General features: G+C 53.5%; 18 protein-coding genes. 5 read left to right on the top strand and 13 right to left on the bottom strand.

The genetic code is table 11. The annotated features are described in order from the left end of the window. Window positions 1-28: 28 nt before the first annotated feature. Complete coding sequence (gene purL / locus LVJ88_RS04670) at window positions 29-3,976, bottom strand: phosphoribosylformylglycinamidine synthase (protein WP_085417769.1); 3,948 nt, start codon at window positions 3,974-3,976, stop codon at window positions 29-31. Window positions 3,977-4,142: 166 nt separating this feature from the next. Between purL and LVJ88_RS04675 the strand changes: the two genes are divergently transcribed. The 3 genes from LVJ88_RS04675 (at window position 4,143) to LVJ88_RS04685 (ending at window position 6,195) form a co-directional block, all read left to right on the top strand. Beyond that, complete coding sequence (locus LVJ88_RS04675) at window positions 4,143-4,481, top strand: P-II family nitrogen regulator (RefSeq protein WP_054598602.1); 339 nt, start codon at window positions 4,143-4,145, stop codon at window positions 4,479-4,481. Between the two features lie 435 nt (window positions 4,482-4,916). Then, a complete protein-coding gene (gene recR / locus LVJ88_RS04680; RefSeq protein ID WP_085417782.1) occupies window positions 4,917-5,522 on the top strand; it encodes a recombination mediator RecR in 606 nt (201 codons plus the stop codon). A 190-nt stretch (window positions 5,523-5,712) separates the two neighbouring features. Next, window positions 5,713-6,195: a GNAT family N-acetyltransferase gene (locus LVJ88_RS04685; protein WP_054598604.1), complete on the top strand. Its 483-nt coding sequence runs from the start codon at window positions 5,713-5,715 to the stop codon at window positions 6,193-6,195. 92 nt (window positions 6,196-6,287) lie between these two features. Here LVJ88_RS04685 and LVJ88_RS04690 read toward each other — a convergent pair whose 3' ends face one another. The 10 genes from LVJ88_RS04690 to gloA all read right to left on the bottom strand — a co-directional run bounded on the left by LVJ88_RS04690 (window position 6,288) and on the right by gloA (window position 17,774). Continuing rightward, complete coding sequence (locus LVJ88_RS04690; protein WP_085417770.1) at window positions 6,288-7,607, bottom strand: short-chain fatty acid transporter; 1,320 nt, start codon at window positions 7,605-7,607, stop codon at window positions 6,288-6,290. 319 nt (window positions 7,608-7,926) lie between these two features. Continuing rightward, a complete protein-coding gene (locus LVJ88_RS04695) occupies window positions 7,927-8,955 on the bottom strand; it encodes a formylglycine-generating enzyme family protein (protein WP_085356890.1) in 1,029 nt (342 codons plus the stop codon). A gap of 171 nt (window positions 8,956-9,126) precedes the next feature. Beyond that, the gene (locus tag LVJ88_RS04700) at window positions 9,127-10,851 is read right to left on the bottom strand and encodes an arylsulfatase (RefSeq protein WP_085417771.1); all 1,725 of its coding nucleotides are present in this window, start codon (window positions 10,849-10,851) and stop codon (window positions 9,127-9,129) included. Window positions 10,852-11,099: 248 nt separating this feature from the next. Continuing rightward, window positions 11,100-11,447, bottom strand: coding sequence for a Rieske (2Fe-2S) protein (locus LVJ88_RS04705; protein ID WP_054598608.1), 348 nt, complete (start codon window positions 11,445-11,447; stop codon window positions 11,100-11,102). Further along, window positions 11,437-12,300: a dioxygenase family protein gene (locus tag LVJ88_RS04710; RefSeq protein ID WP_085356893.1), complete on the bottom strand. Its 864-nt coding sequence runs from the start codon at window positions 12,298-12,300 to the stop codon at window positions 11,437-11,439. Before LVJ88_RS04710 ends, LVJ88_RS04705 begins: the two co-directional genes overlap by 11 nt. Before the next feature lie 111 nt (window positions 12,301-12,411). Next, a complete protein-coding gene (locus tag LVJ88_RS04715; RefSeq protein ID WP_085417772.1) occupies window positions 12,412-13,479 on the bottom strand; it encodes a maleylacetate reductase in 1,068 nt (355 codons plus the stop codon). Between the two features lie 198 nt (window positions 13,480-13,677). Then, a complete protein-coding gene (locus LVJ88_RS04720; RefSeq protein WP_085417773.1) occupies window positions 13,678-15,147 on the bottom strand; it encodes an aldehyde dehydrogenase family protein in 1,470 nt (489 codons plus the stop codon). Window positions 15,148-15,333: 186 nt separating this feature from the next. Next, entirely contained in the window at window positions 15,334-16,338 is a 1,005-nt protein-coding gene (locus tag LVJ88_RS04725; protein WP_054598612.1) for a hypothetical protein, read from the bottom strand. Between the two features lie 23 nt (window positions 16,339-16,361). Next, window positions 16,362-16,865, bottom strand: coding sequence for a cupin domain-containing protein (locus LVJ88_RS04730; RefSeq protein ID WP_054598613.1), 504 nt, complete (start codon window positions 16,863-16,865; stop codon window positions 16,362-16,364). A 495-nt stretch (window positions 16,866-17,360) separates the two neighbouring features. After that, window positions 17,361-17,774, bottom strand: a complete 414-nt coding sequence (gene gloA / locus LVJ88_RS04735) for a lactoylglutathione lyase (protein WP_085417774.1) — start codon at window positions 17,772-17,774, stop codon at window positions 17,361-17,363. A gap of 259 nt (window positions 17,775-18,033) precedes the next feature. Between gloA and LVJ88_RS04740 the strand changes: the two genes are divergently transcribed. Next, window positions 18,034-19,569 carry a Re/Si-specific NAD(P)(+) transhydrogenase subunit alpha gene (locus LVJ88_RS04740; protein WP_085417775.1) on the top strand — a complete coding sequence of 512 codons (1,536 nt, stop codon included), beginning with the start codon at window positions 18,034-18,036 and terminating at the stop codon, window positions 19,567-19,569. Window positions 19,570-19,579: 10 nt separating this feature from the next. Further along, a complete protein-coding gene (gene pntB / locus LVJ88_RS04745) occupies window positions 19,580-20,965 on the top strand; it encodes a Re/Si-specific NAD(P)(+) transhydrogenase subunit beta (RefSeq protein WP_085417776.1) in 1,386 nt (461 codons plus the stop codon). Between the two features lie 144 nt (window positions 20,966-21,109). Here pntB and LVJ88_RS04750 read toward each other — a convergent pair whose 3' ends face one another. Next, window positions 21,110-21,940, bottom strand: a complete 831-nt coding sequence (locus LVJ88_RS04750; protein ID WP_085355523.1) for a CorC family transporter — start codon at window positions 21,938-21,940, stop codon at window positions 21,110-21,112. A gap of 13 nt (window positions 21,941-21,953) precedes the next feature. Beyond that, window positions 21,954-22,457, bottom strand: a complete 504-nt coding sequence (ybeY, locus tag LVJ88_RS04755; RefSeq protein ID WP_085417777.1) for an rRNA maturation RNase YbeY — start codon at window positions 22,455-22,457, stop codon at window positions 21,954-21,956. Between the last annotated feature and the right edge of the window lie 62 nt (window positions 22,458-22,519).

Raw genomic sequence — 22,519 nt, forward strand, 5'->3', positions numbered from 1 at the left:
CCTTTTCAGACGGCCTTGTTTGCTGTGCTTAGCCCAAAGCCTTGCGCGCTCCGGCGAACATTCTGTACCAGCCGGAAAGTTCGCTGTTTTGCCAATCGTCGGGATGCCAGCTCATTTGGGCGGTGCGGTACACGCGCTCGGGGTGTGGCATCATGATGGTAACGCGGCCGTCGGCGTTGGTTACGCCTGCGATGCCCAGCGGCGAGCCGTTGGGGTTGAGCGGGTAGGTTTGGGTAACTGCGCCCAAGCCGTCCACATATTGCAGGGCGATGTTGAGGCCGTCTGAAATTTTGCCGCCGATATGGGCGAAATCGGCGCGGCCTTCGCCGTGGCTCACGACGACGGGCAGGCTGCTGCCTTGCATTTCGGCCAGAATCAGCGAGGGCGATTTGGGCACGTTGACCATGCTCAGGCGGGCTTCAAACTGCTCGCTTTGGTTGCGTTTGAACTTCGGCCAGCCTTGCGTGCCGGGGATGATTTCCGCCAAGTTGCTCACCATTTGGCAGCCGTTGCACACGCCCAAAGTGAGCGTGTCGCCGCGCTCGAAGAAGGCGCTGAACCGGTCGCGCAATTCGGGGTGGAACAGGATGGATTTCGCCCAGCCTTCGCCTGCGCCCAATACGTCGCCGTAGCTGAAGCCGCCGCACGCGGCGAGCATGTGGAAGTCGGCCAGTTTCACGCGGCCGGCCATCAAGTCGCTCATGTGTACGTCGTAAGCGTCGAAGCCCGCGCGGGTAAAGGCGGCGGCCATTTCCACCTGTCCGTTCACGCCTTGTTCGCGCAACACGGCGATTTTCGGCTTGGCACCGCTCGCGATAAACGGTGCGGCGATGTCTTCTTTAAGGTCGAATTTCAGGTCGGCAAACAGCGCGCTGCGTTGGTTGTCTTCCAGCAGGGCAAATTCGCTGTCGGCGCATTCGGGGTTGTCGCGCAGACGTTGGATTTGGTAGCCGGTTTTCTGCCATGTTTGTTGTAACTCTAAACGGCTTTCGTTAAAAATTCCATCACGTGGCTTGACAGCAGTCATGCGTCTAAAAATATTAATGCGAATTTTATCTTCGCTATTTAGTCCACCAAGTTCCTGAACTGCTTCGTGTAATTGATGTTTAGTAAAAATAGATTGGATGTATTCGATATCTTCTCGATGAATCTGTAAAACAGCTCCAAGTTCTTCATTAAATAATAGGCGAATAGCATCTTCATCAGAAGAATCCCTTTTTTCTCTATCTACTAATTGCATATGCATCTTAGTTAAATCAATATCTAAACCGACACGCCCGGCAAACGCCATTTCCGCCAACGTAGCAAACAGGCCGCCGTCGCTGCGGTCATGATAAGCCAGCAACTTATTTTCGGCTACAAGCTGCTGAATCACTTGGTAAAATGCTTTCAGACGGCCTGCTTCGATATCCGGCGCTTCGCCTGCCATATCGTTATACACTTGGCTTAAGGCCGAGCCGCCCATGCGCGCTTTGCCGAAGCCCAAATCCACGGCAAGCAATACGCTGTCTGCAGTGTTTTTCAATTCGGGCGTAACGGTTTTGCGCACGTCCTGTACCGGTGCGAAGCCGGTAATAATCAGGCTCAACGGCGAAGTTACCGATTTTTGCGCGCCGTTGTCTTGCCACACGGTTTTCATCGACAGCGAATCTTTGCCCACGGGAATGCTGATGCCCAGTTCCTGACAGGCCTGCGACACGGCTTCGACGGTGCGGTAGAGTTTTTCGTCTTCGCCGGCGTTGCCGCAGGCGGCCATCCAGTTGGCGGAAAGTTTGATGTTGCCGATGTCGCCGATATTCACGCCGGCGAGATTGGTCAGCGTTTCGCCGATGGCCATGCGGCCGGAAGCGGGCGCGTTAAAGAGGGCGACGGTCGGTTTTTCGCCCATAGCCATGGTTTCGCCTTTGTGGATGTTGAAGCCCATCATGGTGACGGCGGCATCGGCTACGGGGGTTTGGTAACGCCCCACCATTTGGTCGCGGTGGGTCATGCCGCCAACGCTGCGGTCGCCGATGGTAATCAGGAAGTTTTTGGCGGCCACGGTGGGCAGGCGCAACACGCGGTAGGCGGCTTCTTTCAGGTCGATATGCCTGCCTGAAAACGGTTTTTCAGACGGCCTCACGGTGTTGTCGCTGCGGGTGGTTTTGGGCGGTTTGCCGAGCAAAACGTTCAGCGGCAAATCGACGGGATTGTTGCCGTACAAATCGTCGCGCACTTGCAGATGGCCGTCGTCGGTGGCGGTGCCGACCACGGCAAACGGGCAGCGTTCGCGCTCGCAGATTTGGCGGAACAAGTCTAAGTGTTCGGGCAAAATTGACAACACATAACGCTCTTGCGCCTCATTACACCAAATCTGCATCGGGCTTAGGCCGTGTTCTTCCAACGGTACGTCGCGCAGTTTGAATATTGCGCCTCGGCCTGCGTCGTTGACCAATTCGGGAAAGGCGTTCGACAAGCCGCCTGCGCCGACATCGTGAATGGCAATAATCGGATTGCCTGCGCCCAACTGCCAGCAGCGGTCAATCACTTCCTGTGCGCGGCGTTCGATTTCGGGGTTGCCGCGCTGTACCGAGTTGAAGTCCAAATCGGCGGCGTTGCTGCCGGTATCCATAGACGAAGCCGCACCGCCACCTAAACCGATGAGCATGCCGGGGCCGCCGAGTTGCACCAATAATGCGCCCTCGGGGATTTGGTCTTTATGGGTTTGCCCTGCCTGAATGTTGCCCAAGCCGCCGGCAATCATAATCGGTTTGTGGTAGCCGCGCATTTGGCCTTCGAACTCTTCTTCAAAGGTGCGGAAATAGCCCAAAAGGTTGGGGCGGCCGAATTCGTTGTTGAACGCCGCGCCCCCGATGGGGCCTTCGATCATGATGTCGAGCGGGCTGCTGATGTGGTCGGGCTTGCCGTAGCCGCCTTCCCACGGTTGTTTGAAATCGGGAATGTTGAGGTTGGACACGGTAAAGCCGGTCAAACCCGCTTTCGGGCGCGCGCCGCGTCCGGTGGCACCTTCGTCGCGGATTTCGCCGCCCGCACCGGTGGCCGCGCCTGCAAAAGGCGCGATGGCGGTGGGGTGGTTGTGGGTTTCCACTTTCATCAAAATATGCGTTTCTTCCTCGCTGAAGCGGTAGCCTTGCTGCTCGTCCGCACGCGGGTAGAATCGCTCGATTTTCGCGCCTTCGATAATGGAGGCGTTGTCTTTATAGGCCACTATGGTGCCTTCGGGGTGGGCGTTGTGGGTGTCGCGAATCATGCCGAACAGCGATTTGGGCTGTTTTTCGCCGTTTAAGATGAAGTCGGCATTGAAGATTTTGTGGCGGCAGTGCTCGGAGTTGGCCTGCGCGAACATCATCAGTTCGACATCGCTGGGGTTGCGCTGCAAGGCTTGGTAGTTTTCCAGCAGATAGTCTATTTCGTCGGGCGACAGCGCCAAGCCCAGTTCGCTATTGGCTTGTATCAAAGCGTCTTTGCCTTTGCCTAAAACGTCAACGGTGGCAAAAGTTTGCGCTTCGGGGTGGGCGAAGAGTTGGGAGGCCGTCTGAAAATCGGGCAACACGCTTTCGGTCATGCGGTCGTGCAAGAGGGCGGCCCATTGCTGTTTTTGCTCGGCGTTCAGTTCGCCTTTCACCCACACCGCCATGCCGCGCTCGATGCGTTCGATTTCGCCCAAACCGCAGTTGTGCGCGATGTCGGTGGCTTTCGATGCCCACGGCGAAATGGTGCCGATGCGCGGGGTGATTAAAAACAAATGCAGGCTGTTTTCGGCTTCGGGTGTTTTTTCAACACGTTCAGCTTCCAACAAAGCCTGCAATTTCGTTGCGGTTTCGTGGTTCAGCGCGGATTCGCTGCTCACAAAATACCAAAATTCGCTGCTTAATTCTGCTTTCGGCAGGCCGGCAGCCGCAGCTTTTTGCAGGAGTTTTTCGACACGGAAATCAGACAGGGCGGTAACGCCGCGCAAAGGCAATACGACAGACATGAATCTAGCTCACACATGCGGTTGGAAATGGGCGTAATTGTACACAAAACCGGCTCCGGCCGCTTGGCTAAATTTCCCTTTTCAGACGGCCTGAAAAGCCCATTGAACCTTGCCGTGCTTTGTGCTAAAACAGGCCGTCTGAAACCATTTCACAGCGAGAAAAAACATGAAAAAAATAGAGGCGATTATCAAGCCGTTCAAACTCGACGACGTGCGCGAAGCGTTAACCGAAATCGGCATCACCGGCATGACCGTTACCGAAGTGAAAGGCTTCGGCCGCCAGAAAGGGCACACCGAAATCTATCGCGGCGCGGAATACGCGGTTGATTTTCTGCCCAAAGTGAAAGTGGAGTTGGTATTGAGCGATGCCGATGTGGAGCGGGCGGTGGAAACCATTATCGAAACCGCGCGTTCGGGCAAAATCGGCGACGGCAAGATTTTTATTCTGCCGGTGGAAGAGGCCATCCGCATCCGCACGGGCGAGCGGTCGGATGCGGCGGTTTAATATAATATGTAATGCAAATTCCGTTTTAGCAAATACAGCATAAGGCCGTCTGAAAATATTTTTTCAGACGGCCTTATGTGTTGGAAAAGGTCGGGTTATTTACACTTTTTATGCCAAACAGCTTTTGTTTTTTGCAGGAATGATGGTTTCGTGATTTTTGAGTATTCTCAAGAACGATGCGGCTTCGCCGTGCCTTTCGGCATTCTTGACAACCCTCAAAAATCCCAAAATGGGTCTGCATGCAAAACACGGAAAGTGTAAACAACGCTAGAATTTCCTACACCTATGGCGGCACGCCTGAACCTTTGCAAAAAACCAACTGATGCAGTACGCAACGCCGAAATGCGCCGCATACGCAGATGCAAAGGTGTCAGCCTGAAAGTTAAAGTGCTATATAATCCGAGCTGTTTGAATTTACTTCGCAGGCCGTCTGAAATGCCTAAAAATCCCGATGCCTTTACCCGATTAATCAATGCCTTGAAAATTCTGCCCAACGTCGGCCCCAAGTCTGCACAGCGTATGGCTTACCAATTGTTGCAGCACAGCCGCGACGGTGCGCAGGAATTGGCAGATGCGTTACAACACGCGTTGAAACAGGTGCATCACTGCAGCCGCTGCAATACGTTTTGCGAAGGCGAGTTGTGCGACATCTGCGCCGATACCGAACGCGACCCGCGCCGCCTGATGATTGTGCACATGCCTGCCGATGTGTCGGGCATGGAAGCGGCCAACTGCCACGACGGCTTGTATTTCGTGCTGATGGGGCAGGTTAATCCGGCGCAGGGCATGGATTTGAGCCATATCGCTTTAGACAAACTGGTCGAGCGGCTGCAAAACAGCGAAGTGGAAGAAATCATCATTGCCACCAATTTCACCGCAGAAGGCGATGCCACGGCTTATGTGCTGTCGGAGCTGTTTAAAAACCTTTCTTATAAGGTCAGCCGTTTGGCGCGCGGGATTCCTTTGGGCGGCGAGCTTGAATACATAGATGCCGGCACTTTGGCGCAGGCGGTTTATGAACGGCGTTTGCTCAAAGAATGATGCGGCACGAGCCGGAAATGCCGTCTGAATTAAAAAATATCCGTTTATAGAGAAAAAGTTACGCTTGGTATAAATAACTTCACAGCCGGCAAAAAACCGCGTATTTTCCGCATGAAATTTTCCCTTTTTTCTTTCTTTTTTCAGACGGTCTCTATCCGCATACAGGCCGTCTGAAAACCAAGAGACGACGATGAGCCTGATTACCGTACTCCGCCCAGCAACGCCCCAAGATTGCGAACACATCTACAATGCCCACCGCTATTCCGTGCAATACACCTGCACCCGCAGCTATAACGATCGGATATTGGCTGTGTGGAGCAAGCTGATCAGTCCTGCGGGATACCTCGATACCATCGCCGATCCCAACAAAGCCTTGTGGGTGGTTGAATACCGCGGCCATATTCAGGGGTTTTTCCAGTTTGATTTTAAAGAAGCCCAATTGGATGCCTTATACGTCCACCCTTTCGTGCACAATCACGGCTTAGGTACGGCGTTGTTGCAGCGGGCCGAAGAGTTGGCCGTGGATGCGGGTTTGAGTTTTATCAAACTGTATGCCTCGTTGAACTCGGTGGCGTTTTACAAGCTCAACGGATACGAATCGCTGGGCGAAGCGGTTTTGCCGCTAAACCGCGAAGTGGCGGTAGAGTGCGAATTGATGAGAAAATATCTTTAAATTTAGAAAGATTGTTTTGCCGGCTAAAAATATCCGCCTATCCGAACGAATCGGGCAGGCGGATATTTTATGGTTTCAGACTTTGCCCAGCTTCACAAAATAAAGGACATAACGGCGAATACGCCCATAATCCACAGCCCCGACAACACCAGCCACATCACGCAATAGCCCATGATGTCGCGTGCCGACAGGCCGGCTACGTCCAGCAGCGGCAAAGCCCAAAAAGGTTGGATCTGGTTGGTCCAAGCATCGCCCCACGCAAACGCCATAATGGTTTGGGGCAAATCGGCTCCCAATGCTTTGGCCGCTTCCACAACTACCGGCCCCTGTATCGCCCATTGGCCGCCGCCGGAAGGAATAAAAATGTTGACCAAACCTGCCGATAAGAAGGTCATCACCGGAAAGTTGGCGGCATCGGATACCGATACGAACCATTGCGCCATCAGGTTGACCAAACCCGAATCGGTCATCATGCCCGCAATGCCGGCATAGAGTGGAAATTGGACGATAATGCCCTGAGTGGAAGATATGGCGGTTTTCGCCGCATCAAGAAAAGCGGCAGGCGAGCGGTGGAGCAGCAATGATGCCGCCAAAAACAGCATGATCACAATATTCAGATTAACGTCGAAACCTTTTTCGGCGAAATGCTTGCCTGCAAACAGCAAAGGCAGCACGGCCAGCAGCAGATTAAACAGATAGCGCTGCTCCAGTTTTTCCGAAAAGAAGAGTGGGCCGGCGTGTTGCGCCGCTTGGGTTTTTTCGGGTGTTTCTTGGTGCGCCTGCGTTACCGAAACAGGCTGTTTGGGCGGCGACACGAAAGCATACATCAACAGCAGCAAAACCAAAATGCCGGCGGAAATAAGCAGATTCCATGAAGAATACAGGGTTTGCGACACCGGTATCACGCCGAGTGTTTCGTGTAAAAAGTGTTTGGGTGTCGCCACCACCAGCGGAATGGCCGAAGAGGGGCCGCGTATGATTTCTGCGCTGTATGCCGCCGCCACCACCAACGGAAAATGCAGCCCCTGCACTTTTCTGCCCATCTCTTTGGCTACCATCGCGCCGACTACCAAGCCGAAGCCCCAGTTCAGATAACATGCGGCAAACGATACCGTACCGGTGAGCATCAGTGCCTGCCGGGGCGTTTTGGCTGCATCGGTGAGCTTGTCTAAAAAACGGTTTACCGCCGGCGTTAATGCCAATATGTATCCCAAAAGCAGCACCAGCACCATCTGCATGCCGAAAGTGAAAAGCTTGGAAAAACCTTTGCCCCAGTAGTCGGCCATGTCAAAAAGGCTGTGGCCGCCTGCGGTAACGCCCGCTACCACAATCAAAGCGGTCAGTATGATGGCGAGTAAAAACGAATCGGGCAGGTAACGCGGCATTATTTTGCTTAAGAAATTGGCAATCATGGTTTCTCTCCTGCGCTGTTGAGGTGTGTTGCGACGGGGCGCATAAGGCAAATAAACTTTATTTCTGCTACGGTGTTGCTGCGCCTTGCTATAGTTAAAACACTTAATTTTAGTAGCATTTCCGTCATACTCGGGCTTGACCCGAGTATCTTGAGTTCCGCTAACTTTAGGAGATACTCGGGTCAAGCCCGAGTATGACGAACGTACTATTTTTAAGTTGAGCCACTATAGTGTCTGCGGCTTGCTGCCCTGTATCCAAAATAAGTTTATTTGCCGTATCTTTATTTCAAACTCTTTAATTTCAGACGGCCTTTGGCGGTTAACGGACGGTTTTGACCGTACGGAAGCCGACATGGCTGATGGCTAAGTCTTTTTCCTGCGGATGGCGGGCGGCGGCACGGTAGCGCATGCAGTAGTTTTCGGCGCATAAAAACGAGCCGCCTTTGATGGTGTAGCTGTTGAACGAATGCTGCATGTGGCCGGAATGAAGCTGGCCGATGCCCATATGGTCGTCGTGGTTGCCCGAAAAAGGCGTGCGCGTGTATTCCCATACGTTGCCGATGGTGTCGAACAGGCCGAAGCCGTTGGCAGGGTAGCAGCCGACGGGAGCGGCATCGGCATGGCCGTCTTTACCGAGGTTTTGGTAGGGAAATTCGCCGTGCCAAGTGTTGGCGTCGATACGCTCGCGGTCGGCGCTGATGTCGCGTTCTTTACTGAAGCCTTTGGCGGCGTATTCCCATTGCTCTTCGGTGGGCAGCTCGCGCCCGACCCATGCGGCGTAGGTTTGGGCATCTTTCAGCGTGATCATGCGCACGGGTTCGTTGGGGCGGATGCTGCGTTGTGCGTCAGGCCCCCACGGCTGTTTCCAGCTGGCACCTTTTACCAGCTTCCACCAGCCCAGCTCGGCCACGGCCTGGGTGGGTTGGATGAACACTGCGGCTTCGCCCTGCTGTTCGGCTTCGGTAACGTAGCCGGTGGCCTCCACAAAACTTTGGAATTGGGCGTTGGTTACTTCGGTGCGGTCTATCCAGAAATCACCGACGGTTCTGCGGCGGTTTTTGAGTGCAAATTCTTCGGGATAATGGTCTTCGCTGCCGATGTCGAAACTGCCGCCTTTGATTTTGACCATACCGGCATAGGGGTCTTGCTGCCATTTTTCGGGCAGGCCGGAATAATTCAGACAGGCATCGGCGTTGCCCAAACCGGCTTTATCAGCGGCGGTATTTACGGCAGCAGCTTTATCCGAAGCAGGCGCATTCTGTGCGGTTTTGGGGGTGTCGGGCGAACAGGCTGCGGTTAGGGCGGCAGCAAGGCAAAGGATGAAACGGGTGTGCAGAGTGTACGGCATGGCGGCTCCTTATTCGTATCGCGGCAAAAAGCAGCGGTTGAGGCCGTCTGAAAAGCAAATGCCTGCCTGAAAGCGGCAGCCGTGTGTTTTGGCTGCCGCCGGGCAAAAGGCTTGAAAAGCGTGACGGCACACTTTAGGCGGTGTTTTCAGACGGCCTGACAGCGTATCGGGTTAACCGCCTGATTTTTTCAGGAAATCGGGTTGGATACATTCGGTGTAGAAGCAGTTCATTTGGCCGTATTTGTAGCGCACGGGTGCTTCCACCACGCCTACGCGGCGGGCATAGCGGTTCCATTCGCCCGCCAGCTCGCGCGTTTTTTGCGGATGGCGTGCGGAGAGATCGGTGCGGAACGACGGGTCGGTTTTACGGTTGTACAACGCCCATTTGCCGGTGCCGTAAGGCGGGGTTTGGTGCAGTGCCGCCCAATCGCCGCGGTAGAGTGCTTTGCGGTTGTTGAACTCCCAGCCCAAAGAGCGTTCGGGCAGCTTCTTGCCGGCGAACACGGGCAGGAACGAGCGGCCTTCCATGGCCAGCAGCTTGTTGCCTTGATACGAGGCGGGGCGTTTGGCTCCGGTCAGCTCCAACACCGTGGGCACGAAGTCGATAACGTGCAGGGTTTCGCTTTGAATCTGCCCGGCCTTGATCTTGCCGGGATAGCGGATAACGGCCGGTACATGGATGCCGCCGTCAGACAAAATGCTCTTGAAATAAGGCAGCGGTGTGGAGGCAACCTGCGCCCATTGCGGCCCCAATGTAACATACGAACCTTTTTTGCCCATGTTGGCCATGCTGTTGTCGAAAGTGCTGTCCACCCATTCCCTGATGCCGTTTTTGTCTTCGGTGGTGCCGAGCGATTCGGGCGTGGCCGATTCGGCGCCGTTGTCCGACATAAACAGAATCAGAGTGTTGTCGAGTTCTCCCGTGGTGTTGAGATAATCAACAACGCGGCCGATGTTGTGGTCGAGGTTATCTACCATCGCCGCGTAAATCTGCATGGCTTTGGTTTGTTCCTGACGCTGCGCCTCGGTGAGGCGGTTCCAAGACGAAAACACGCCTTCCAGCGGATTGTTGATCTGCGTTCCGGCCGGCATCACGCCTTTTTCAATCATGCGTGCAAGACGCTGTTTGCGTACCGCATCGTATCCTTCGCGGTAATGGTTGCGGTATTTTTCCAAAAACGCATCGGGTGCCTGCAACGGCCAATGCGGTGCGGTAAACGCGAGATAACCGAAGAACGGCTGGCCGGGTTTGCGGTCGTTTTTCAGGTAGGAAATCATCCTGTCGGTAAAGAAATCGCTTGAGAATTTAAAGTCGGCGGGCAGTACGGTTTCTTTGCCGTCTTCAAAATAACGGGCTTTGTAATTGCCGGGGAACATCTGGCTGGCATCCATATGCGCCGCCCCGCCCGGCATCAGGGTAAACGAACGGTCGAAGCCGCGGGCTTTGGGGTGGCTGTCGTCGGTTGCGCCCAAATGCCATTTTCCGGTAACAAACGAAGCATAGCCGTGGTTTTTCAGAATTTCGGCAACCGTCATCACTCTGCCGTTCAGACGGCCTTCATAACCGGGTTTGCCTTTTTGCTCGGGCTGGAGGTATTCGGCCATCGTGCCGAAACCCGCCTGATGGTGGTCGTTGCCGGTGAGCAGCATCGAGCGGGTTACCGAACAGGTGGGGCCGGTGTAGAAATTGTTTAATACCGCGCCTTCTTTGGCGAGACGGTTGATGTTGGGCGTGGAAATTTCGCCGCCGAAAGGTTCGGTGTCGGAAAAGCCCAAATCGTCTGCCACGATAACCAGCACGTTGGGCGGCTGTTGGGCGGCAGGTTTGGCCGTGGCCGCAGATGTGCACAGCATGGCCGGCACGGATAAGGCCAAAATGATGGGTTTGATGTTCATGTTGTTTCTCCTCTGTGAAAAACAGGCCGTCTGAAAAAGTTATTTTTTAGTTGTTTATTGTTTATGATGTTTTGTGGTGTTGTGCGGTTGAGTGCGTTTGTTTGATGCTTGAAACGGGTTAACTTCGGGTATGGAAAACGTGTTGATTCAGTTATAGCGTGTGCGTCATAACAGGGTTTGCCCCGGATATGACCTAAAATGGTATGACTGTAAATAAAGATAAAAATTCAAATAGTTAACGGTGAGTTTTAGGTTTGGCCGTGGGAAAGATAAACGGCTTGCTCGTCTTCCGATACGCTTTCCTGTATCAGAGAATGGTTTTTACAGGGGCCGTCCACGCACAGGCCGGTTTCGATATCGAACATGGCCGAATGGTGCGCGCACATGATGTAGCGGTTTTGGTAAGTGAAAAAACGGCCTTGGGCATTGTCGAGCTGGATGGAAAAATGCGGGCACACGTTGCGGTAGGCAAAGCAGCGCCCGTCTTTCCTGATCAGCACGATGGTGATGTTCTGTTCAACGGGGTGGGGTACTTTGAACACCCCGCCGTTTTCGTCCAGCTCGGTCTGGCGGCAGAGAAAGGTTTTATCGCTCACGGCTCTCGTCTCCCGTTAGGATGAAATCGTATTCAATCAGCCGGTAATCTGTGTTCAGGCCGTAGCGTTCGCGGCTGGTGTCGTCGGCTTTTTCTTCGCTGTAACGTACAATCAGGCGGTCTTTCACGCCGAACACGGCATCGTTTTGCAGATATTCGTCGCCTTCGAGAAACAGGTGGGTAACCAAGCCTTGAAAACCGTCGGCCTCGATTTTGAAATGGATGTGCGCCGGCCGCCAAACGCTGCGCTTGGCATAAGCCATCAGCTTGCCCACCGTGCCGTCGTCGGGAATCGGGTAACTTACCGGCAAAATGGTTTGGAAGGCATAGCTGCCGTCTTCTTGGCTGAGAAACACGCCGCGGAGGTTGTCGGTGCTTTGGTGCGGGTCTTGACCGGAATACATGCCGTTTTCGGCGGTTTGCCAAACATCGATGCGCGCGCCCGCAACCGGATTGCCTTCGATGTCGGTGATTTTGCCGCGCACCAATAAAGGCGGAGCCGCCGCATCATCGGAAATGATGCTGCTGCCGAACGGCCTTATCGGCATATTGTCGATAAAGAACGGGCCGAACACGGTGGAAGGCGTTTGCACTTCGTTTTTTTCGTGCAGAATCTGATCGATCAGCATCGACACGCCCAATACGTCCGACAGCAAAATGTATTCCTGACGCTGCTCGTGGCAGAGCTTGCCGGTGTCGGTTAAGAAGCGGATGGCCTGCTCCCATTCCTGTTCGCTCGGTTCGGTTTCGCGCACATATTCGTGCAGTTTTTTGATGAAAGTGGTAATGAGAAAACGGTGCCGCTCGTTTTCGATGTTTTGAAAACTGCGGATAACCTGTTCGGTCAGATTCATGCGTTCCTCCTTGGTAGCTTATTGTTTTGTTTATTTTATTAGTAGGCCGAAGGGATGCCCAAGCCGCCGAAAGCGGCCTCGGGCAGGATGGAGGCCGTCTGAAAACAGTATTCAGGCGGGCGGCCGGCCTTCATGGGCTTTTTTCAATAAGTCGAGCAGCTCGTCGTAAACATACGGGCGCGGGTTGTAATAGGGGCTGTCGCACACGATACGGGCAACTTCTTCGGCTCCGTGTTCGGGAAAGCCGATGTCTTTCAAGGCCATCGGAATGCCTAAAGACTGGTTGAGGCGGTAAAGCTCGGAGCCGCATGCTTGCGGGTCGGCGATATCCAAAGCCGAAGCCAGACGAGCCATTGCTTCATCGTCGGCTGAGCGGTTGTAATGCACCGAATAAGGCAGCATGATGGCATGGGCTTGGGCGTGGGGCAGATTGAACGTGCCGCCTAAGGTATGGCAGATTTTGTGGTGTACCGCCATGCCGACCGAACCCAAACAGATGCCCGCCAGCCATGCGCCGTAAAACGCCTGTTCGCGCGCCGTTTCGTCTTGAGGGTTTTGAACGATTTTAGGAAGCGCGTTTTTCAGAGAACGCACCGATTCTTCGGCCATCATGCTGATAATCGGGTTTTTGTTTTCCGCATAAAGGGCTTCAACCGCGTGAGCCATCGCATTCATGCCCGATGCGGCAGATATGGCGGCAGGCAGGGTAAAGGTCAGCTCGGGGTCGTAAATCACGGCTTTGGGCAAAACGCGGATATCTTTGCCGGTGGTTTTGCGGCCGTTGTCGGTCAGGCCGTAAACCGTGGTCATTTCGCTGCCTGCGTAAGTGGTCGGTACGGCCACTATGGGCACGCCCAGCTCCAAAGCCACGGCTTTGGCCAAGCCGATGGTGGAACCGCCGCCCAGCGCGATACAGCAGTCGATTTGGTTTTCGCGCACATAGGCCGAGGCTTTTTGAGCCACTTCCACCGGAACGTGCATCACGGCATGGGGGTAAACACCGGCGGCAATCTCGCCCAATGTTCCGGCCAGTTTTTCACCGGCGCTTTTTTGGTCGGGCGTGGTCATCACCAGCACATTACGGTAGCCGTAGCGGTCTAATATGCCGCGCAGTTCGCTGATGCGTCCTTTGCCGAAATACACATCCAGCGGCAAGGCTTGGTAATGGAAACGGTTCATAACAATTCCTTTGTATTCATGATATGCAGCTAAATCGCTTCACTTAATCGATTAAGTTGTGTCGCGCCGGTTCAGACAGGCATAAGCGGCGGGTAAGTGAAGTGTGATCCTGCTCTTGGAGGCAGTGTGGATATGAGGCAAGTGCGGCGGGCGGCTACCTGAAAGGGATTAGACTTGCCGCCCGAACGCTTTGCCTGCTTACTTGCGTCTGTCGAAGTGCGGCGGAATTTGGGCATCCACATTCACCCACACCGATTTGGCTTCGGTGTAGTCGTGAATGGCTTCAAAGCCCATTTCGCGACCGTATCCCGATTTGCCTACGCCGCCGAAGGGGCTGCCGGGATTAACGCGTTTGTAGCTGTTGATCCAGCACATGCCTGCGCGTATCTTGCGGGCAAACAAATGTGCGCGTTGCAGGTTTTTCGTCCACAAGCCGCTGCCTAAGCCGTATTCGGTGCCGTTGGCGATTTCCAAAGCTTCTTCGTCGTTTTTGAAGCGCAGCACGGTAACAAACGGGCCGAACACTTCTTCTTGCGCCACGCGGTCGGTAGGTTTGGCTTCCACCACGGTGGGCAAAACGTAGTAGCCGTTTTTCAACGCGGCATCTTCGGGTGCTTTGCCGCCGGTTAGGATTTTCCCGCCCTGTTTGGTGGCGATTTCGGCATAGGAAAGCACTTTGTTGCGGTGCGATTCGGAAGTGAGCGGGCCCATTTCGGTTTCGGGGTTAAGCGGGTCGCCCAAGCGGATGGATTCGGCCAATTTCACGAATTTTTCCAAAAACTCGTCGGCGATGGATTCGTGCAGCATCAAGCGGGAACCGGCGATACAGGCTTGGCCTTGGTTGTGGAAAATCGCCCATGCCGAGCCGTTAACGGCAGCATCGATGTCGGCATCTTCAAACACGATGTTGGCACCTTTTCCGCCCAATTCCAGTTGCAGGCGTTTCAGGTTGCCGGCAGAGGCACGCACGATGCTTTGGCCGGTTTGGGTGGAGCCGGTAAAGGCCACTTTGGCGATGTCTTCATGGTCGGCAATGCGTTGTCCGGCGGTGTTGCCGTATCCTGCAACAATATTGACCACGCCGTCGGGGAAGCCTGCTTTCTGAATCAGTTCGGCAATTTTCAATGTGGAGAGCGGGGTGAGTTCAGAAGGTTTCATCACTACGGTGTTGCCCGCAGCCAAGGCCGGGCCGAGTTTCCATGAGGTAAACATCAGCGGGAAGTTCCAAGGTACGATTTGGCCGACTACGCCCACAGGCTCGCGCACAACGTAGTTCAAAAAGCCTTGTTCGACAGGAATAACCGAGCCTTGGATTTTGTCGGCCATGCCGCCGAAGTATCGGAAGCAGGCTGCGGTACGGGGAACGTCCAAACGGCGCGAATCGCGGATTGGATGGCCTGTATCGAGCGATTCGATTTGCGCCAATTCTTCGGCATGTTCTTCAATCAGGTCGGCCAGTTTCAACAGCAACCGTCCGCGCTCGGCGGCAGGTGTGGCTGCCCATGCGGGGAAGGCTTTTTTGGCGGCGGCCACGGCAATATCCACATCTTCCGCTTCGGCGGCGGCGATTTTGGTGATCAATTCGCCGTTGGCAGGATTGAGCACATCAATGGTGCCGCCTTTTTGAGCGGGAACGAATTTGCCGTTGATAAATAATTCTGTATTCATTTAACAAGCCTTTCTTTGTTTTAAATGAAGAGTGGTTTTGTGTCCGGTGTGTTTACATGCGTTTCCGGCAGGTTGCACCGAATAGCGCCGCTCTTTTTTAAAAGCTGGGCGTGGTGCGGTGCTTATCCGGAAAAGCCGGTGCGCTCGCGTCCGGCTTTTTCCTTTTTCTCTATGATGGATTCGGGCTTAAAAAGCAACCGGATAAGGGGGCAATTCGCCTGATTCGTATTTTTGCGGCAGGTTGGGCGTAGCGTTTTCCCAAACCAGCAACATAGAACGTTTGGTCGAATAACCTTGGTGGCGGATATTGGCAGGCATGGCTGCAATGTCGCCTGCTTTCATAATCAGGCGGGCAATCGGTTTGCCGTCGTTTTTATCGGCGATATCCCAAGTGATTTCGTCGGAAAGCTGTAAAAACCACTCTACGCGGTCGTTACCGTGGAAAATCGGCAGAATGTATTCTTCGGTGGTCGGGCAGAAGAGGCTTTCTTTACATACCGAAGTAACCGAAGGGTTCCAAGTAACATCCGAGCGGGAAAGGTATTTGAACAGGTTGAAACCGCCCAATTGGCCTTCAAAGCCGGGTTCGCAATGGATTTCGGGTTCGTCTTGAACCACGTCTTGGAATTGGCGGTTTACCGGCAGATCGTCGCGCAACGGAGAATCGTCGGGCAGGCTGGGCATACGCTTGGTGGCAATACGGTAACGGTCGATGGCCGCTTCGTTGTTGCCTTCTTTGCGTCCGAATGCGCTGCCTGTTTCTTCGGGGGCGGCAAACGGGTCGAAGCTTTCGTTAACCCAGTCGTGCAGGATGGCTTTAAAAGTGGCCATAATCAGCGGGGTTTCGAAGTTTTCGATGTAATCCACACCGGCTTCTTTCAATACGCCGTTAAATGTGCCTGCATAAAGGTCTACGCTGCCGTAGTGGTTGCGGGTGCCGATAACGTCGTCAAAGTTTACCCAGCCGTAGAAAAAGCCCCAAGCCACATCGCGCATCAAAGCACGCAGGAATGCATCTGCCGACATCAGGTGCGAATGGGTTTCGCCTTTTACGCTCCAAGTGATTTTGGCAAAGTATTCGTCACGCTCGAAAGTGAATTGACCCAAGCGGAATGTGCGGTAGCCGGTCAGCTCGTCGCGCTCGCCTGCCTGCACGCCGGCAGCCAGAAATTCTTCAAATTTTTTATCCATGTTTTTTCTCCTTCCGGGTGGGTTTATTGAATGCAGATGCTGTGCCATTTTTCGACCGATAGCGGGCCTTTGATGGTTTGGATTAAGATCACGCCGGGTTTGGCGGCTTCGAAACGGTAGGCGCTGCCGGCGGGCAAGATGGCCTGATGACCCTGCTTCAGAATGGCGTGTCCCATTTTTTTGCCTTGCGGGTTATCGCCGGCCAAGCGGGTGCCTTCTTCGGCTTCGTCAACCAAGGGCTGGTCGAGCTTGATATAATCAACGCGGATTTCGCCGTCCATCACAATCACGAATTCATCGTGCGAGGCGGTAAACCAAGGCGACGTACCTTCTGCTTTCAATGATTCGATAACGAATTTCAAATTCATGCCGACTACGCTTTTTTCGTAGGGGGCGGATTGCGAGGCAACTTCAAAAATATTGGAAAAAGCATAATTGCTTGCTTCTCCGCTGATCAGTTGGATAGAACCTTTTTCGTAATCGTTCAAACTGCCGAATCGGGTTGCTTTCGCTTGATTATTCTCCATGGCTGTATCTCCAGTTAGTTTGATTTCATTTCTGCATCAATGCGCTAATGCAGTTGGATGTCAAAATACAATGAAACCCGGCAAACAACAATTCGGCAATTGCCGACATGACTGTTCGTTAAATGAAAGCAATCTCAGAACAATGCGCAGCGGTAAACATTCGTTAGGCCGTCTGAAAACAGATTCAAATCTGTTCGCAAACAGTTATTATTTTGACTGTCGGAAACATATATTTCAGTATTGCTTGTGTGTGCATATAGTCAGTCCACTTAACTTTTATTATGGCGTTTACTATGGCGTTGCTGAGCCTTGGCTAAAAGAGAACGATGGTGTAAGCCGCTGAAACGGTAATGGAATCGGTTTCGTACTCCCTGTGCCGGCTTCGGCTTGCTGCCCTGTATTAAAATTAAGTGGATTGACTGTAAATATAAAAAACCGCTCCCGAAAATCGGGAGCGGTTTTTTATGTTTATGTGAAATGCGTTGGCGGCAGATATCATGCGCGGTATTGCACAGTATCTTGACCGCTGCCTTTTTGAATAAACTCGATTTTGTAGCCGTCGGGATCTTCAACAAAAGCAATCACCGTCGTGCCGTGCTTCATGGGGCCGGCCTCGCGGGTTACTTTGCCGCCTTTGGCACGCACCGCATCGCAAGCGGCGTAAGCGTCTTCAACTTCAATGGCGATATGGCCGTAGGCATTGCCCAAATCGTAGCTTTCGGTATCCCAGTTGTGGGTAAGCTCAAGCACGGTGGTGTCGGATTCTTCGCCGTAGCCCACAAAGGCCAAAGTGAATTTACCGTCGGGATAGTCTTTTTTGCGTAAGAGTTTCATGCCTAAAACGTCTTGATAAAATGCTAACGATTTGTCGAGGTTGCCGACGCGCAGCATGGTGTGGAGCATTCTCATGGTGGTTCCTTGGTATAAGAGAGAAACCGCAGATGCGGCAAGAATGTCTATTTTAACATAAGCCTGTTTTATCCCGCTGGCAGCAACGGTTTGATATGTATCGGAATAGCGTTTTTTTCAGACGGCCTGTGTGTTTGAAGCACCGTAAATTGTTAACATTTTGATATTGTGTTTGCGCTTGAAATTCGTTATAAAGTGGCTGCTAATTTATATTTAATCGTATTTTTAATGTGACTAACGTGTTTATGAGGAAAATGAGATGAGGATTGGTATTCCGAAGGAATCTCTGCCCGGTGAAACCCGTGTGGCGTGTACCCCTTCAACCGTAACCCAGTTGCAGAAACTGGGTTTCGAAGTTGTGGTGGAGCGCGGCGCAGGTTTGGCGGCGAGTTTGGATGATGCGGCATACGAAGCAGCAGGTGCGGTTGTGGCCGATGCGGCGGAAGTTTGGTCTAGCCCGTTGATTTATAAAGTCAACGCACCTTCTGAAAGCGAAGCAGGCCGTCTGAACGCGGGGCAAACGCTGGTAAGCTTCTTATGGCCGGCACAAAATCCCGAGTTGGTGCAAAAGCTCACTGATCAAAAAGTGAACGTGCTGGCGATGGATATGGTGCCGCGTATTTCGCGCGCGCAGGCATTGGATGCGCTGTCGTCTATGGCGAACATCAGCGGCTATCGTGCCGTAATTGAAGCGGCGAATGCGTTCGGCCGTTTCTTTACCGGCCAGATTACCGCTGCGGGCAAAGTGCCGCCGGCGCAAGTGCTGGTGATTGGTGCGGGCGTGGCCGGTTTGGCGGCGATTGGTACGGCAAACTCGTTGGGCGCGGTGGTTAAAGCATTTGATACCCGTTTGGAAGTGGCCGAACAAATCGAATCAATGGGCGGCCAATTCCTCAAGCTCGATTTCCCGCAAGAAGCGGGCGGCAGCGGCGACGGTTACGCCAAAGTGATGAGTGAAGAGTTTATCGCGGCGGAAATGAAACTGTTTGCCGAGCAAGCCCGACAAGTGGACATCATCATCACGACGGCGGCCATTCCGGGCAAACCTGCGCCCAAGCTGATTACCAAAGAAATGGTGGAAAGCATGAAGTCGGGTTCGGTGATTGTCGATTTGGCTGCGGCTACCGGCGGCAACTGCGAATTGACCAAACCGGGCGAGCTGTTCGTTAGCGATAACGGCGTGAAAATCATCGGCTATACCGATATGGCCAACCGTTTGGCCGGCCAGTCTTCACAGCTTTACGCCACCAACCTCGTGAACCTGAGCAAGCTGTTAAGCCCGAATAAAGACGGTGAAATTGCGCTTGATTTCGAAGATGTGATTATCCGCAACATGACCGTTACACGCGACGGCGAAATCACTTTCCCGCCGCCTGCGATTCAAGTGTCTGCCGCGCCGCAACAGCAAGCGCAAGCCGCACCTGTGTCGAAACCCGAGCCGAAACCCGTTCCGACATGGAAAAAACTGGCTCCGGCGGTGATCGGTGCGGTGTTGGTATTGTGGATGGGTGCCGTTGCTCCGGCCGAGTTCTTAAACCACTTTATCGTGTTCGTGCTGGCCTGCGTGATTGGCTATTACGTGGTGTGGAACGTGAGCCATTCGCTGCACACGCCGCTGATGTCGGTAACCAATGCCATTTCCGGCATTATCGTAGTGGGCGCATTGCTGCAAATCGGGCAGGGCAACGGCGTGGTGTCGTTTCTCGCCTTTATTGCCGTGCTGATTGCCAGCATCAATATCTTCGGCGGTTTCTACGTTACCCGCCGCATGTTGAATATGTTCCGTAAAGGTTAAGGAGGCGAGAATGTCACAAGGATTAGTTACTGCGGCATATATCGTCGCCGCAATCTTATTTATTTTTTCATTGGCCGGCCTGTCGAAACAGGAAACCGCCAAAAACGGCTGCTATTACGGCATTGCCGGTATGGTGATTGCTTTATTTGCCACCGTGTTCAGCGAACAAACCGCAGGCTTGGGTTGGATCATCATCGCTATGGCCATCGGTGCGGCCATTGGTATTTACAAAGCCCAAAAAGTGGAAATGACCGAAATGCCCGAATTGATTGCCTTGCTGCACAGCTTCGTGGGTTTGGCTGCCGTGTTGGTGGGCTTCAACAGCTTTATCGAACCGGGTAATGTATCTTCCGATATGCACACCATTCATTTGGTGGAAGTGTTTCTCGGCATTTTCATCGGTGCCGTAACCTTTACCGGTTCGATTGTGGCGTTCGGCAAACTGAACGGCAAACTCAGCAGCGCGCCCTTGCAACTGCCTCACAAACACAAGCTGAATCTGGCTGCTTTGGTGGTGTCGTTTATCTTGATGCTGGTGTTCGTATCGGCTGATGGCAGCTGGTTCGCCCTGATTCTGATGACCGCTATTGCACTCGCGTTCGGCTGGCATTTGGTGGCTTCCATCGGCGGTGCTGATATGCCGGTGGTGGTTTCCATGCTCAACTCGTATTCGGGCTGGGCGGCTGCCGCAGCGGGCTTTATGCTTGCCAACGACTTGCTGATTGTTACCGGCGCGTTGGTCGGCTCAAGCGGTGCGATTTTGTCTTACATCATGTGTAAAGCCATGAACCGCTCGTTCATTTCCGTGATTGCCGGCGGCTTCGGCACCGACGGTTCTTCCACAGCAGCAGGCGGAGAAGAAATCGGCGAATACCGCGAAGTGAAACCCGCCGAAGTGGCCGAAATGCTCAAAGGTGCAAACTCAGTGATCATCACGCCCGGATACGGTATGGCCGTTGCCCAAGCGCAATACCCGGTTGCCGAAATCACCGACTTACTGCGCAAACAAGGCGTGGAAGTGCGCTTCGGTATCCACCCCGTAGCAGGCCGTCTGCCCGGACACATGAACGTATTGCTGGCCGAAGCCAAAGTGCCTTACGACATCGTGTTGGAAATGGATGAAATCAACGACGATTTCCCCGAAACTGATGTGGTGCTGGTGATCGGCGCGAACGACACCGTGAACCCCGCCGCTCAAACCGACCCGAACAGCCCGATTGCCGGTATGCCGGTATTGGAAGTGTGGAAAGCCAAAGAAGTGGTGGTGTTCAAACGCTCGATGAATACGGGCTATGCCGGCGTACAAAACCCGCTGTTCTTCAATGAAAACAGCGTGATGTGCTTCGGCGATGCGAAAGCGACTGTGGACGAGATTCTGGCGGAATTGAAGAAATAAGGCCGTCTGAAAAATAAAATGCCTGTCTGAACAATTTCAGACAGGCATTTTATTTTTCAGACGGCCTTCATGAAGCGCATGAATCAAGAAGTTGATTGACTCTACACTTGCCATCAGCAAAGCCGGCCGGGTGGTTGCTTACTTCTATTCTTTGACCCGAATCGCCATCAAGGTATGCAGTCTGCGGTTGTCGGCGCGGGCAACGGTGAATTGCAGCGGGCCGATAACCACTTTTTCGCCGCGCACGGGCAGGTGGCCGATTTCCTGAATCACCAAGCCGCCGATGGTGTCGACTTCTTCGTTGCTGTAATCGGTGCCGAAATATTCGTTGATGTCTTCTATTTCGGTGATGGCGTTGATGCGGTAGCGTTCGGCGGAAACGGGAAAGATGTTGTCGGCGCTTTCGTCTTCGTCGAATTCGTCTTCGATGTCGCCGATAATCTGTTCGATGATGTCTTCAAACGTTACCAAGCCGGAAATGCCGCCGTATTCATCAACCACGATGGCCATGTGGTTGCGCTGCTCGCGAAATTCTTTAAGCAGGGTATTGAGCGATTTGCCTTCGGGCACAAACACGGCGGGGCGCAAGATGGTTTGAAGGTTGAACTGCTCGGGGTTGAGTGCGTATTTGAGCAGGTCTTTGGCGTGGAGGATGCCGAGCACGTTGTCTTTGTCTTCGCCGATAACGGGAAAGCGCGAGCGGGCGGTTTCGATGATGTAGGGAATGATGCGCTCCATGCTTTCGTCGGCTTTGATCACGTCCATCTGGCTGCGGGTGATCATGGCATCGCGCACTTCGAGTTCGGCGAAGTCGAGCATTTTTTCGAGCCGCAGCAGGGTTTCGCTGTCGAATACTTCCTGCTCGTGCGCTTGGCGCAGCAGGGCGACCACGTCTTCGGCGGAATCGGGGGCATCGCCCGAAATGCGGGCGATAAGGCGTTCAAAAAAAGTGGGTTTCGACTGGCTGTCGTCCATGTCTATGTTCATCCTAAGCGTATGGGTTGGGGTATCCTAACTGATTGAGCAGTCGGGTTTCAAGAGGTTCCATGATTTCGGCTTCGTTCTCTTCGATGTGGTCGTAACCCATCAGGTGCAGCGTGCCGTGTATGGTGAGGTGGGCGAAGTGCTGCGCGGGCGTTTTGTCTTGTTCTGCGGCTTCTTTCAGCACCACTTGCGGGCAGATGATCAAATCGCCGTAGAGGCCGTCTGAAAGTTGGTCGGGCATGATTTCGCCTTCGTTGAGGGCGAAACTCAATACGTTGGTGGCGTAGTCTTTGTCTCGGTAGTCGCGGTTGTAGGCGCGGGCGGGTTCTTCGTCGAGCAATATGATGCTGATGTCGGCGCGGCGGTATTCGTTTTTGAGCGCGTGCCATGCCCAGCGGTAGAAATCTTGTTCGGACGGCAGGCCGGAAAGGCTGCTTTGGTTGTCGAAATGCAGGGTAAAACGCTGTTGTTGCAGCTTGATAAAAGGGAATGTTTTGGCGCGTTTCATAAATCGTTGCGGGAATGTGGTTCAGGCTGAAATATAGCATAAGGCCGTCTGAAAAACATGAT

The organism is Neisseria dumasiana (assembly GCF_022870885.1).
In the GTDB taxonomy this organism is placed as follows: Bacteria; Pseudomonadota; Gammaproteobacteria; order Burkholderiales; family Neisseriaceae; genus Neisseria; species Neisseria dumasiana.